Raw genomic sequence first — 13,669 nt, forward strand, 5'->3', positions numbered from 1 at the left:
CCAGCAATGGGTGGGGGCGGATTCTCTCTTCTCGACAAGTCGACGGGCATGGTTATGGGGAAGGGCATTGGTGCGCTCCGTCAGCGCCCGGAGGCCTTCATGTCCACAGAGACCCACCCCCAGCGGGAAACCCATTCATTCCAGGCGGAGATCCAGCAGCTGCTGAGCCTGGTCATCAACTCGCTCTACAGTCACCAGGAGATCTTCCTGCGCGAGCTGGTGTCCAACGCCTCCGACGCGCTGGACAAGCTGCGCTTCCGCTCCATCACGGAGCCGGAGCTGCTCAAGGACGAGCCCGCGCTGGAGCTTCGCATCGTCCCCGACGCCGACAAGGGCACCCTCACCATCGAGGACACCGGCATCGGCATGACGCACGACGAGCTGGTGAAGAACCTGGGCACCATCGCGCACTCGGGTTCGCGTGAGTTCCTCCAGGCGCTGGCGCAGAAGGGCCAGAAGGACATGCAGCTCATCGGCCAGTTCGGCGTGGGCTTCTACAGCGCGTACCTCGTGGCGGACCGGGTGGAGGTGGTGAGCCGCGCCGCGGGTGAGACGACCGCGTGGAAGTGGGCGTCGGAGGCGCACGGCACGTTCACGGTGGAGCCGGCGGAGCGGGCCGCGCGCGGCACCGCCATCACGCTGCACCTGAAGGCGGACCAGAAGGAGTTCCTGGACGAGTGGAAGCTGAAGCAGCTCATCACCCAGTACTCGGACTACGTGGGCCACCCCATCAAGCTCCAGGTGACGAAGCACGTGGGCAGCGGGGACACGCAGGCCACGGAGACCGCGCTGGAGGTGGTGAACAAGGCCAGCGCCCTCTGGCAGCGCCCGAAGAGCGAAATCACGGACGAGCAGTACCAGGAGTTCTACAAGCACCTGACGCACGACTTCGACAAGCCGCTGGCGTGGACGCACTTCAAGGCGGACGGCACGCAGCAGTTCACCGGCCTGCTCTTCGTGCCCAAGCACCCGCCGTTCGATTTGAACTCGCAGCAGCAGCGCGGCGTGCGGCTGTTCGTCAAGCGCGTGTTCATCATGGACCGCTGCGAGGACCTGGTGCCGCAGTGGCTGCGCTTCGTGCGCGGCGTCATCGACTCGGACGACCTGCCGCTCAACGTGTCGCGTGAGATGTTGCAGGACTCGGCGGTGGTGCGCGCCATCCGCAAGCACGTGGTGAAGAAGTCGCTGGACCTGCTGGAGAAGCTGGCCAAGGACAAGCCGGACGACTACCGCGCGTTCTGGGAGTCCTTCGGCACGGTGGTGAAGGAAGGCCTGACGCTGGAGACGGAGTACCGCGAGAAGCTGGGCGCGCTGGTGCGCTACGAGTCCTCGCGCGAGGAGGGCCTCACGTCGCTGGCGGACTACGTGGGCCGGATGAAGGAGGGCCAGGAGGCCATCTATTACGTCTACGGCGAGAGCCGGAAGGCGGTGGCGGACAGCCCGCACCTGGAGGCGCTGAAGCAGCGCGGCTACGAGGTGCTCTTCATGACGGACCCGGTGGACGAGTGGGCCGCGCAGGGCCTGCGCGAGTTCCAGGGCAAGCCGCTGGTCTCCGCGCTCAACGCGGACCTGAAGCTCCAGTCCACGGAGGAGGAGAAGAAGGCGAAGGAGCAGCAGTCCGAGGGGCTCAAGGGCCTGACGGACAAGATGAAGGACGTGCTGAAGGAGGACGTGCGCGAGGTGCGCGTGTCGGACCGGCTCACGGACTCGCCGGTGTGCCTCGTCGTGTCGGAGGGCGGAACGCCGGCCTACCTGGAGCGCCTGCTCAAGGAGCGCGGCAAGGGGATGCCGCGCATCAAGCGCATCCTGGAGGTCAACCCCAAGCACCCCGTCATCGAGCACCTGCGCGGCCTCATCGCGCGCGACCCGGCCGCGCCGCAGGTGGGCGAGTGGATTGAATTGCTCCACGACCAGGCGCTGCTCACGGAAGGCAGCCCGCTGAGCGACCCGAACCGCTTCGCCCGCCGCATGACGGCGCTGCTCACGCAGGTGGCCGCGAACGCCGGAGGCTCCGTGGGCAACGGCGCTCCGGCCGCCGCCCAGGTGCCGCCGCCCGCGGCCACCACGGCGCAGACGCAGACGCAGTCCAGCTGATCAGTGGCGCACGGCGTGGCGGGAGCAATGAACCCGCCACGCCAGGCCTTTGCGAGGCGCCCCTCACGAACCTGCCCGACAGTCGGACTGGTTGGGACGGCATCGAGCAGGAGGTGGGACGCGATTGCTACCCCTTCGCGTTCTCCAGGTCCTCTAGCAGCGCTTCGCCCGTCCACGCGCGACGGTTGCCCCCTTCCGCCTCGCGGATGAGCTCCACGAGCCGTGAGTTCACCGGCGTGGACACGCCGTGCTGCTGGCCCAGACGGATGACCTCGCCGTTGAGGTAGTCCACCTCCGTCTTGCGCCCCGCGTGCAGGTCGTCCCACATGGACGAGCGCGCCTTGGGGTCGATGGCCAGCATCTTCTTCGCCAGCACGCCGAACACCGCGTCCGGTGCGCCCAGCAGCATGGGAATCCATCCCGGCGGCAGCGGCGTCAGCTTCGCGGGTTTCACCCCGGCACGTCCCAGCACCGCCAGCGCCTCGCCTTGCGCGAGCGCCAGGCACCGACGCCACGCACGCTGCGACAGCTCCTCCTTCAACGGCAGGTCCGCCAGCGCATTGAGCGCGTTGTTGAGGTTGAACAGCAGCTTCGCCCACTGCACCGCGACGATGTCCGCGTGCTGCTTCAGCGGCAGCCCCGCGCGAACGAAGGCCTCCACGAACGGCGCGAGCGCCGCGTGCCGCGCCACCTCCAGCGTGCCCTCCGAACCCGCGTGGAAATGGCCCTTCCCCTGCGCGGCGACGTTGAAGGGCACCATGCCCGTGAGCACCGTGCGGCCGGGCAGCAGGCCTCGCAGCACCTCCGCGTTGTGCAGCCCGTTCTGGAAACTGACGACGATGGCACCGGGCTTGAGCCTCGGCGCGAGCGTCTGCCCCGCCTCCTCCGTCGCCGCGGACTTCACCGTCACGAGCACCAGGTCCGCCGTGGCCAGCGCCTCCGGCCCCGTGTCGATGCGCACGTCCGCCACGGGCACCTTCAAGTCCGCGCCCTGCCAGTCCGTCAGATGCAGGCCGTGCGCGCGCACCTCCGACACCACCCGCTCACGGCCAATGAAGCGCACCGCCGTGCCCGTCGCGGCGAGCCGCCCACCCACGTAACAGCCGATGCTGCCCGCGCCGAAGACGCAGATCTCAGGAGACGAAGCCATGGGCGCGCATTGTGGCACGCACGCTCATGTCGCGGGCCACACGACGACGATGAGCACGTCCCACAGCGCATGACTTACCCATGACGCCAGGGGCGTCCGGCGCCACTCCGCCAGCGCGCCCCAGGCGAGCGACGTGGGCAGCGCGGCCAGCGCCAGCAACGGCTCACCGAAGCCCAGGAGCACCAGACTCGACAGCACCGCCGACCCGGCGACCGCGCCCCACCGCCCCAGCCGGGGACGCAGCGCGCCCTGCACCCACCCGCGCCAGAACAGCTCCTCCGCGGGAACGAGCAGCAGCACCAGCGCCAGCGCCGTCCCCAGCGACCCCGTGCCGAACGTCGCGTAGATGGAGTGCAGCGGCGCGCAGAGCGCGTCGGTGAAGCCGCCGCAGAAGGCCCACAGGAAGGCCCGCGCGCCCGCGTACAACACCCCCGCCTGGGCGCCAGCCCATGCGGCATCCGGAAGCGACAGGGAGGGAGGCGGCCTCCGCCAGGGGCCCATCGCTCGCCACGTCACCGCGAGCCAGACGGCGCAGAAGACGGAGGCGACGGCGAAGAAGCGCGGCGGATGCACGTGCACCAGCGCCGTCCAGGCCAGCACGCCGCCAGCGGCCGCGGCCCGCCAGACAGGCAGGGCCGCGTCACCAGCCAATGGCGGTCCCACGGGAGAAGCGTTCATCGCGCGCGGCAGCGTACCCCGGCGCGATGGACGCCGGCGGGCACGTTCACGCGTGCACCGCCGGCGGCAAGGAGGACCGTCACGTCACTACGGGAGGCACGCGCCGCTGCCCGCGCCGTCGCTGACGCACCGGTAGCCCGTGCGGCACGTCCCCTGGGGGCTCGCGGACGGCGTGCAGGACACGAAGCAGTAGGCGCTGGCGCCCTGGTCGCTGCTGTAGCAGGCCGAACCCGACGGGCAGCTGTCCGTCACGCAATCCTGGGTGCAGTAGCCCCCCGGGAAGCTGGTGCCGGTGAGGCACAGGGCGCCGGTGCCGCACGAGCCGTTGGTGGTGCAGGCCCCGCCGATGGTCGTCGTCGGCGTGTGGTCGTCGTCCGACTGGTAGGGCACCAGCGTGAAGCTGATGCCGCTGGTCGTCTTGCCCTTGGCGACCGTCACGGTCTCCACCTGGGTGGTGTCACGCCAGAAGCCCACGCGGTCGCCGTCGTCGAAGTACTTGCCATCGCCAGTGTCGTCGATGGACGCCAGCACCAGGTAGTCCCGGGGCGTCATCTTCATGCTGTAGTTGTACCCACCGGACGCGGGCACCGGGGCGATGCCGTCGTCGTCGATCTGCACCTCGCCCGCGGCGTCCAGGTACGCGAACGCGATGTACGCGTCCTTCTCATCGGTGGCGCCCACGCGGAACTTCACCAGCACCTGCGCGTTGCCCGCGCCGGACGCGCCGGTGAGGTCCAGCTGCGCCACGTAGCTGCCCGCCGGCAGCGAGCCCGGGTTGACGCTCACGTTCAGCGACCCGGACTTGTACGCGGGGATGGACAGCGACGTGCTGGACACGGACACTGCGGAGGCGTGGGTGCCGGAGACGGTCACGCTCACCTGCAGCGTGCCACCCCCGTTGTTGCGCACCGTCAGCGCCTGCGACGTCGTGCCGGTGAAGGACAGCTGCGTGGTGGTGATGGCCAGCTTCGGGGGCAGCGTCGGGTCCCCACCGCCCTTGGCGCGCAGCACGGCGGCGTACGCGTCCACCAGGCCCGCGCCGCAGCCCTCGGAGCACTGGCTGGTCGTGTCCGCGGTGTCCCGCAGGATGCCCTCCACCTCCGTCACCGTGAGGGTGGGGTCCTGCGCCAGCATCAGCGCCACGATGCCCGCCACGTGCGGGGTGGCCATGCTGGTGCCCTGGTACCAGTCATAGGAGGGCTGGTTGCTGCTGTTGGGCAGCGTGGACAGCACGCCGTCCGGGAAGCCGTCGCCGTTGCGGTCCTCGCTCGTCTGGCCGCCGGTGGCCATGATGTCCACCTGCGTGCCGAAGTTGGAGTAGCTGGCGCGCTTGCCGTTGAAGCGCACCGCGCCCACGCAGATGACGTTCTGCTGGTTGCAGGGGAAGCTGGTGGAGGTGTTCGCGTTCTCGTTGCCCGCGGCCACCACCAGGATGGCGCCGCGCTGGGTGGCCGCGTTGATGGCGGTCTGCATCTCCGCGGACGGAGAACCGTTGCCGCCCAGGCTCATGTTGATGACCCGTGCGGGCGTGGTGTTCGCCCGCACGCCGGTGACGCTGCCGCCGCTGGCCCAGGTGACGCCCGCGATGATGTCCGCCAGCGAGCCGCCCTGCGTGCCCAGCACGCGCACCGGCAGGATGTTCCGCCCGGACCAGGTGACGCCCGCCACGCCCACGCCGTTGTTGGACGCCGCGCCGATGGTCCCCGCCACGTGCGTGCCGTGGTACGACGATCCGCCGTTGGGCAGGTCCTTGCCGTTGTCCGTCGGGTCGGCGTCCACGCCGTCACCGTCGCCCGCGTTGGCGCTGCTGGAGATGAGGTCCACGCCCTGCAGCACGCGCGAGTTCAGGTCCGGGTGCGCCGTGATGCCGGTGTCCACCACCGCCACGACGATGGACTCGCTGCCCGTGCCCAGGTCCCAGGCCGCCGGCAGGTTCATGTTCTTGTAGTGCCACTGCCGCGAGTAGAGCGGATCATTGGGCACGGCCAGCGCGTGCACCCGCACGTTGCTCTCCGCGTTCTGCACGCCCGGCACGGCCTGCACCTGGGAAAGCACGCGCACATGCTCCGCCTGGGTGAGGGCGCGCACGGTGGGCGTGCCGCCGGACATCGCCTGCGGCTGGCTGACCTCGTAGCGCAGCAGGTGCTGCGTGTCGCTCAGGAAGGCCTGGTGCACGACGTGGTAGCCCGCGATGCGCGCCTGCGCGACGGCCTCCTCCGCGGACAGGTTGGGCGTGTCGAAGTGGACGATGATCTCCCCGGGCAGCAGCGACGCCTCGTGCGTCAGCGGCTTGGACGGGATGCCCGTGCGCCACACGCCTTTCGAGGCCAGTGCGGTGGAGACCTTCCGGGACAGGTCCTTCGCGCCCGGCAGGGAGAAGAACGCATCCAACGACGACCCGGCGTTCGCGGCGGCGGAGCCTGCCTGGAACGGCTGCAGGGTGCCCGAGACGGTCCCCTTGGTGGAGGTGGTGTCGTCGTCATCATCGTTACCGTTGTCGCCGGGACAGGCCACGAGACCGAGCAACCCCAGGAGGGCAAGGCGGCGGAGCATGAACATATTCCTTGGAGAACGAGTGTGCGTCCGACCCTAGGTCCCCTGCGGGCAGCACGTCCAGGAGGCAGGAGCCCGGCTGGCCGGTCACCCCCTTCGCGCTTCCGCCCGCACCCGACGTGTTGTCTGGGAGGCAACGCGATGCTTCGCGAGCCACAGCGAGCACGTGGCGGAGGTCCGCCTCGGGACACGTCCCGGAAGCCTCAACGCCCCAGGTCGAGCAGCACCGCTTCCGCCGCGCGGCGCCCCGACGCGAGCGCCCCGTCGATGGACGCGTTCTCGCGGTGGTCTCCACACACGTAGAGCCCCGCGGCCAGCCGCACGGGCCGGTGCGGCTCCACCAGCGCGGACGGAGGCTGCGCGGGCAGGGCCTCCGGGATGGCGTACGTGCGCAGGTGCCGCCACGCGGACACCGCCGGGCCGAACCACTCCGTGAGCTGCGCGCGCACGCGTGCCTCCAGTGAGTCCGCGCTGCCCGCGTCGTCCACCACCGACACGGACACCAGCGCCTGGCCTGGGGGCGCGTACGCGGCGGACACCTCGCTCATCACCGCCACGTTGTTCACCGGCCCGCGCCCCTCGCCGTTGAGCGTGAGCCAGGGGCCTTCCACCGGCGGCTCCGGCGCGGCGAAGTACAGGCACGTCACGCGGTTCATCCGGGGCGCCGGCATGCCCACGAGCAGCGACGCCGCGGTGCCTGGATCCGTCGCCACCACGACGGCGTCCGCGTGCAGCATCTCCCCGCCCGGCAGGCGCACGCGGTGGCCCCACACCTCCTCCACGCGCACGCGCATCCGCAGCGCGGCCGACGGCAGCTTCGCCGACAGCTGTTCGGGGATGGCGCCCATCCCCTTCGCCGGCACGGCCGCGTGGCCCTTCGCGAACATCCGGAACACGAACTCCAGCATCCGGCTGGACGTGGTCAGCCCGCGCTCCAGGAAGATGCCGCCAAAGAAGGGCGTGAAGAAGGCCTCGAGCATCTCCTCGGAGAAGCCCAGGTCGCGCAGCAGGTGCCGCGACTCCTGCTGCGGCCGCTGCCACAAGTCCCCCAGCTCGCCGGACGTGGAGAGCTGCCGCAGCTCCAGCACGCGCAGCTTGTCCGCCAGCCCTCCCGGCGCATCGAACAGATGTGACACCGCCGTGACAGGCTGCCGCAGCGGGTCCGCCAGCGTGTGCAGCCGCCCACCCCGCCACACCTTCGCGCCTGGGATGAAGCGCTGGAGCGACAGGGCCTTGAGGTCCAGCACGCGCCGTCCCTCGGGGTAGGCGGTGAGGTACACCTGGAAGCCCCGGTCCAGCAGGAACCCTTCGTACGAGTCGGTGCGCACCCTTCCGCCTGGTGCGTCCCCTGCTTCCAGTACGTGCGCATCCACCCGTGCTTCGAGCAGCGCCGTCGCGCACGCCAGGCCCGCGAGCCCTCCTCCCACGACGATGACCCCGGGCCGCTTCGCCATGGTCCGCCTCCCGTCCAGCGAGCGTGCGGAAGCTGGCTTGATAACACCAGGACGTGCAAGCAAGACTCTGGTTCGGTTGCGGGCATCCGACAGTTTAGGCAAACGTTTCCCGTGTGCCCGATGCCCCCAGGCACGCCCACTCCGGCATCCGCCGGTGTGGCCTTTGGAGAGAAAGAGCAGGAGTCCCCCATGTTGATCGTGATGCGCCCAGACGCGACGGCCCAGGACATCGAGCGAGTGAACGATGAGATCCGCCGCCGTGGCTGGCATCCGCACGCGATTCCAGGGGGCTCTCGCACCGCCATCGGCATCACGGGCAACCCCGGCGCGGTGGAGCCGGAGCCCTTCCGCGTGCTCCCGGGTGTCGCGGACGCCATCCCCATCTCCCAGCCGTTCAAGCTGGTCAGCCGCGAGGTGAAGCAGGAGGACAGCCAGGTGCGCGTGGGCGACCTCACGCTCGGCGGCGCCGCCATCCACGTCATCGCGGGCCCCTGCTCCGTGGAGTCGCGCGAGCAGATCATCTCCACCGCCCAGGCGGTGAAGAAGGCGGGCGCCACCATGCTGCGCGGCGGCGCGTTCAAGCCCCGCACCAGCCCCTATGAGTTCCAGGGCCTCAAGGGCGACGGCCTGGCGCTGCTGGCGGAGGCGCGCAAGGAGACGGGCCTCCTGGTGACGACGGAGGTGAAGGACACGGCGACGCTGGCCGCCGTCGCGGACCACACCGACATCCTCCAGGTGGGCGCGCGCAACATGCAGAACTTCAGCCTGCTGGAGGCGGTGGGCGAGACGCGCAAGCCCGTGCTGCTCAAGCGCGGCATCAGCGCCACCATCAAGGAGCTCCTGATGGCGGCCGAGTACATCGTCGCGCGCGGCAACACCCAGGTCATCCTCTGCGAGCGCGGCATCCGCACGTTCGAGAACATGACGCGCAACACGCTGGACCTGAACGCGGTGCCCATGCTCAAGGCGCTGACGCACCTGCCCGTGTTCGTGGACCCCTCGCACGGCATCGGCGTGCGCAAGGCCGTCCCCGCGATGATGCGGGCCGCGGTCGCCGCCGGCGCGGACGGCCTCATCGTGGAGGTCCACCCGGATCCGCCGCGCGCGAAGTCGGACGGCTTCCAGTCGCTGGACTTCTCCGAGTTCGAGAAGGCCATGGGCGAGGTGCGTGCCATCGCCGCCGCGATGGGACGCGAAATGGTCCGGCTGGGATAGGCCATGACGCTCAAGGAAGCGCTGGGCAAGGTGGTGGGCCGGCGCGACCTCTCCCGCGAGGAGATGGCCTCTGTCATGGGCCAGATGCTCGCGGGCGAGGCATCCGCCGCGCAGGTCGGTGCGCTGGCGGCCGCGCTGCGCATGAAGGGAGAGACCGAGGACGAAATCCTCGGCGCGGCGGAGGCCATGCGGGCCTGCGCGGCGAAGATTGCTCCCCACGCGGAGGTGGTGCTCGACACCTGCGGCACGGGGGGTGATGGAGCACACACCTTCAACATCTCCACCGCGGTGGCCTTCGTGGCCGCCGGGGCGGGGGCGACGGTGGCCAAGCACGGCAACCGCGCGGTCTCCAGCCGCTGCGGCAGCGCGGACGTGCTGGCGGCGCTGGGCGTGTCCATGGAGCGGGCGCACGCGCAGGTGGCGCGCGACATCGACGAGCACGGGGTGGGCTTCCTCTTCGCGCCCTCGCACCACAGTGCCTTGAGGCACGTGGCGCAGGCGCGCAGGGACCTGGGCTTCCACAGCGTGTTCAACCTGCTGGGGCCGCTGACGAACCCGGCGGGAGCGCGCTACCAGCTCCTGGGCACGTTCGACCGGCAGCGCGTGGAGCAGACGGCGCGCGTGCTGGGGCGGCTGGGCAGCCGGCGCGCCTGGGTGGTGCACGGGCACGACGGGCTGGATGAGATTTCTCCGTGCGCGCCCACGGAGGTCGCGGAGCTGTGCGCGGACGGAACCGTGCGCCGGTTCACGGTGACGCCGGAGGACGCGGGCCTGTCCACGGTGCCGCGCGAGTCCATCGCGGGAGGCGACGCGGAGGAGAACGCGAAGCGCCTGCGAGCACTGCTCGCGGGAGAGCGCGACGGCGTGCGCACGGCGGTGCTGCTCAACGCGGCCGCCGCGCTGCTCATCGTGGGGATGGTGGACACCCTGAAGGAAGGCGTGAAGCGGGCCGAGCACGCCATCGACTCCGGGGCCGCCGAACGCAAGCTCGCGGCGCTCATCCAGAAGGCCGCGGCATGACGACCCCCTCTTCGGCCGCGAAGCCAGTGGACGCGCCCGGCACGCTGGACGTCATCATGGCGCGCAAGCGCCGGGAGCTGGGGACCCGTCCTCCGCCCACGCATGGCGCGCATCCCCCCACGCGGGACTTCGCCCAGGCGCTGGTCCGGCGCGTGCCCGGACATCCGGTCAACGTCATCGCGGAGGTGAAGCGCAAGAGCCCTTCGGGCGGCGCATTTCCTCACACCGATGTGGTCGCGGTGGCCCGTTCCTACGAAGCAGCGGGCGCCTGCGCCATCAGCGTGCTCACCGACGGGCCGGACTTCGGCGGCAGCCTGGAGGACCTCGTCGCGGTCCGGGCCGCCGTCTCCATCCCCGTCCTGCGCAAGGACTTCCTCGTCGCCGCCAGCGAAGTGGAAGAAAGCGCCGCCTGGGGCGCGGACGCGGTGCTGCTCATCGCGGACGCGCTGACGGACGCGGAGCTCCGGGAGATGATCGCCGCCGCGAAGCAGGTGCGCGTGGCCGCGCTCGTGGAAGCCCACACGGAGGCGCACGCCGAACGCGCGCTCGCCGCGGGCGCGAGCATCATCGGCCTCAACAACCGCAACCTCGCCACGCTGAAGACGGACACCGGCACGGCGCTCCGGGTGATGCCCGTGCTGCGCTCCCGGTCCACCGCGCTGGTGGCGGAGAGCGGCCTCAAGCACCTGGCGGACCTCACCGCCGCGCGCGACGCGGGCGCCAACGCGGTGCTCGTGGGCGAGTCCCTGCTGCGCGACGCCGACCCGGGCCGCGCCCTGCGCCGGCTGCTCGGGCTGGAAGGCGGCGGGACATGAACGTCCTCGTGAAGGTCTGCGGCGTGACGCGCGTCGCGGACGCGAAGGGCGTCTGGGCGGCGGGCGCGGACGCGATGGGACTCAACTTCCATCCGGGCTCGCCCCGCTTCGTGGACCTGTCCACGGCGGTGACGCTCGCGCGCACGCGGCCCCCGCTGGCCGCCATGGTGGGCGTGTTCGTCAACGCGACGCCAGAGGACATCCGCGTGCGCGTGCGCGAGTGCGGCCTCACCGCCGTGCAGCTCCACGGCGACGAGCCCCCGGAGGCCTGCTCCGGCTACGGCGTGCCCGTCATCAAGGCGCTGCGCGTGCGCGGGCCCGACGACGTGGCGAAGGCCCGCGGCTACGTAGGCGTGGGCGACGTGGCGGGGCTGCTCCTGGACGGCGCGGCCCCGGGCTACGGCGGCGGCGGCGTCACCTTCGACTGGTCGCTGGTGAAGCAGCTGGCGGACTGCGGCCTGCCCGTGCTGGTGGCGGGCGGCCTCAAGCCTTCGAACGTAGCCGAGGCCGTGAGGGCCACCCGGCCCTACGGTGTGGACGTGGCCAGCGGGGTGGAGTCGGCCCCTGGCATCAAGGACCTGGACGCGGTGCGCGCCTTCGTGCGCACGGTCCGGTCCCTCAACCCCTGAGGAGTCATGCCATGACGACGGACACTGCCGTGGGCCGCTTCGGCCGTTACGGCGGACGCTATGTGCCGGAGACCCTGGTCCCGGCGCTGCTGGAGCTGGAAGAGGCCTACGCGAAGGCGCAGCAGGACGCGTCCTTCGGCGAAGAGGTGACGCGCGTGCTCCGCGAGTACGTGGGCCGGCCCACCACGCTGACGCCCGCACACCGCCTCACGGAGGCCTGGGGCGGCGCGCAGGTGTGGCTCAAGCGCGAGGACCTGGCGCACACGGGCGCGCACAAAATCAACAACACCGTGGGCCAGGTGCTGCTCGCCCGGCGCATGGGCAAGAAGCGCATCATCGCGGAGACGGGCGCGGGCCAGCACGGCGTGGCCACCGCCACCGCGTGCGCCCTCTTCGGCCTGCCCTGCGAGGTGTTCATGGGCGCGCTGGACGTGGAGCGCCAGGCGCTCAACGTCTTCCGCATGCGCGCGCTGGGCGCGGTGGTGCGGCCGGTGGAGTCGGGCTCGCGCACGCTCAAGGACGCGATGAATGAAGCCATGCGCGTCTGGGTGTCGCAGGTGCAAGACACCTACTACGTCATCGGCAGCGCGGCGGGCCCGCACCCCTACCCCACCATCGTGCGCGACTTCCAATCCGTCATCGGCCGCGAGATTCGCGCCCAGACGCTGGCCACCATGGGCCGGCTGCCGGACGCCATCATCGCGTGCGTGGGCGGCGGCTCGAACGCCATCGGCGCGCTGCACCCGTTCATCCCGGACACGCAGGTGCGGCTCGTGGGCGTGGAGGCGGCGGGCCACGGCCTGGACTCCGGCCAGCACGGCGCGTCGCTGACGCTGGGCACGGAGGGCGTGCTGCACGGCTCGCGCTCGCTGGTGCTCCAGGACGAGCACGGCCAGATTCAAGAGGCGCACAGCATCTCCGCCGGCCTGGACTACCCGGGCGTGGGGCCGGAGCTGGCGCACCTGGCGAAGACGGGCCGCATGGAGGTGCGCACCGCGACGGACGACGAGGCGCTCGCGGCCTTCTACGAAGTGGCGCGCACGGAGGGCATCCTCCCCGCGCTGGAGACGTCGCACGCGTTCGCGGCGGCGCGCGCGCTGGCCCGCGACCTGGGCAAGGGCAAGCAGCTGGTCATCAACTGCTCGGGCCGGGGCGACAAGGACGTGGCGACCATCTCGGCGCGCGGCGTGCCGCCGGCGACGGGGGTGAAGTCATGAGCGCGGAGCTGGGCAAGGCGTTCGCCCGGGCCAAGGCCCGGGGAGAGGGCGCGCTGGTGGCGTACGCGATGGCGGGCGACCCGGACCTGCCCCGGTCCGTGGACGTGTTCGCCGCGATGGTGGAGGGCGGCGCGGACGTGCTGGAGATTGGCGTCGCGTTCAGCGACCCCATCGCGGACGGCCCCGTCATCCAGGCCGCGTCGGAGCGGGCGCTGAAGGCCGGCGCCACGCTGCGCCGTGTGCTGGATGAAGTGGTGCCGGAGGTGCGCCGCCGCTGTCCGGAGACGCCGCTGGTCATCATGACGTACGTCAACGTGGTGATGGCCATGGGCGAGGAGCGCTACGCGAAGCTCGCGCGAGAGCGGGGCATCGCGGGCACCATCCTCCCGGACCTGCCGCCCGAGGAGAGCGCGGGCATCCGCGCCGCGTTCGACAAGGAGGGCGTGGACCTGGTGCCCCTGTGCGCGCCCACGACGCCGCCCGCGCGCGCGGAGGCCATCGCGAAGGACGCGCGGGGCTTCGTGTATTGCGTGTCCGTGGCGGGCGTCACCGGCATGCGCGCGGAGCTGCCCCCGGACCTGTCGCAGCGGCTGGACCTGGTGAAGCGCGCCGCGTCCGTGCCGGTGGTGGCGGGCTTCGGCATCTCCAACGCGGAGACGGCCCGGCCGCTGGTGGCCCACGCGGACGGCGTCGTGGTGGGCAGCGCCCTGGTGAAGGCCGCCCATTCGGACGGCCCGGCCGCGGCGAAGCAGCTTTGCGCGGACATCAAGCGCGGCCTGAAGCGCTAAGGTCCACTCCGCGCGCCGGGACCTTCCCGGCGCCCGGAGACCGGACATGCACACCC

Annotated in this window: 11 protein-coding genes; 7 read left to right on the forward strand and 4 right to left on the reverse strand. The window is 71.3% G+C overall.

Annotated features, from left to right (window positions below; all coding sequences use genetic code 11):
- Positions 1–99: 99 nt before the first annotated feature.
- The gene (gene htpG, locus D7W79_RS26955) at positions 100–2,094 is read left to right on the forward strand and encodes a molecular chaperone HtpG (protein ID WP_120528275.1); all 1,995 of its coding nucleotides are present in this window, start codon (positions 100–102) and stop codon (positions 2,092–2,094) included.
- A 127-nt stretch (positions 2,095–2,221) separates the two neighbouring features.
- Here the strand turns inward: htpG and D7W79_RS26960 are convergent, their stop codons facing one another.
- From D7W79_RS26960 to D7W79_RS26975, 4 genes are all read right to left on the reverse strand, one after another.
- Positions 2,222–3,244, reverse strand: coding sequence for a 2-dehydropantoate 2-reductase (locus tag D7W79_RS26960; RefSeq protein ID WP_120528266.1), 1,023 nt, complete (start codon positions 3,242–3,244; stop codon positions 2,222–2,224).
- Between the two features lie 24 nt (positions 3,245–3,268).
- On the reverse strand, positions 3,269–3,922 hold the full coding sequence (locus tag D7W79_RS26965) for a CPBP family intramembrane glutamic endopeptidase (protein ID WP_244221986.1): 654 nt from the start codon (positions 3,920–3,922) through the stop codon (positions 3,269–3,271).
- 87 nt (positions 3,923–4,009) lie between these two features.
- Positions 4,010–6,475, reverse strand: a complete 2,466-nt coding sequence (locus D7W79_RS26970) for a S8 family peptidase (RefSeq protein ID WP_158617049.1) — start codon at positions 6,473–6,475, stop codon at positions 4,010–4,012.
- Between the two features lie 203 nt (positions 6,476–6,678).
- Entirely contained in the window at positions 6,679–7,929 is a 1,251-nt protein-coding gene (locus D7W79_RS26975) for an NAD(P)/FAD-dependent oxidoreductase (RefSeq protein ID WP_171436156.1), read from the reverse strand.
- 189 nt (positions 7,930–8,118) lie between these two features.
- On the opposite strand from D7W79_RS26975, the gene aroF reads away from it, so the two are divergent.
- Genes aroF through trpA form a run of 6 tightly spaced genes read left to right on the forward strand, consistent with a single transcriptional unit; the run spans position 8,119 to position 13,613 of the window.
- Positions 8,119–9,144 (forward strand): 3-deoxy-7-phosphoheptulonate synthase, encoded by a 1,026-nt coding sequence (gene aroF, locus D7W79_RS26980; RefSeq protein ID WP_120528269.1) that lies wholly within the window; start codon positions 8,119–8,121, stop codon positions 9,142–9,144.
- A gap of 3 nt (positions 9,145–9,147) precedes the next feature.
- The gene (trpD, locus tag D7W79_RS26985; protein WP_120528270.1) at positions 9,148–10,164 is read left to right on the forward strand and encodes an anthranilate phosphoribosyltransferase; all 1,017 of its coding nucleotides are present in this window, start codon (positions 9,148–9,150) and stop codon (positions 10,162–10,164) included.
- Positions 10,161–10,979 carry an indole-3-glycerol phosphate synthase TrpC gene (locus tag D7W79_RS26990; RefSeq protein WP_120528271.1) on the forward strand — a complete coding sequence of 273 codons (819 nt, stop codon included), beginning with the start codon at positions 10,161–10,163 and terminating at the stop codon, positions 10,977–10,979. The genes trpD and D7W79_RS26990 overlap by 4 nt, the downstream gene beginning before the upstream one ends.
- The gene (locus D7W79_RS26995) at positions 10,976–11,608 is read left to right on the forward strand and encodes a phosphoribosylanthranilate isomerase (protein ID WP_120528272.1); all 633 of its coding nucleotides are present in this window, start codon (positions 10,976–10,978) and stop codon (positions 11,606–11,608) included. The genes D7W79_RS26990 and D7W79_RS26995 overlap by 4 nt, the downstream gene beginning before the upstream one ends.
- An 11-nt stretch (positions 11,609–11,619) precedes the next feature.
- On the forward strand, positions 11,620–12,825 hold the full coding sequence (gene trpB / locus D7W79_RS27000) for a tryptophan synthase subunit beta (RefSeq protein ID WP_120528273.1): 1,206 nt from the start codon (positions 11,620–11,622) through the stop codon (positions 12,823–12,825).
- Positions 12,822–13,613, forward strand: coding sequence for a tryptophan synthase subunit alpha (trpA, locus tag D7W79_RS27005; protein ID WP_120528274.1), 792 nt, complete (start codon positions 12,822–12,824; stop codon positions 13,611–13,613). The genes trpB and trpA overlap by 4 nt, the downstream gene beginning before the upstream one ends.
- Positions 13,614–13,669 lie beyond the last annotated feature (56 nt).

This window comes from Corallococcus exercitus (genome assembly GCF_003611585.1).
Classification (GTDB): Bacteria; Myxococcota; Myxococcia; order Myxococcales; family Myxococcaceae; genus Corallococcus; species Corallococcus exercitus.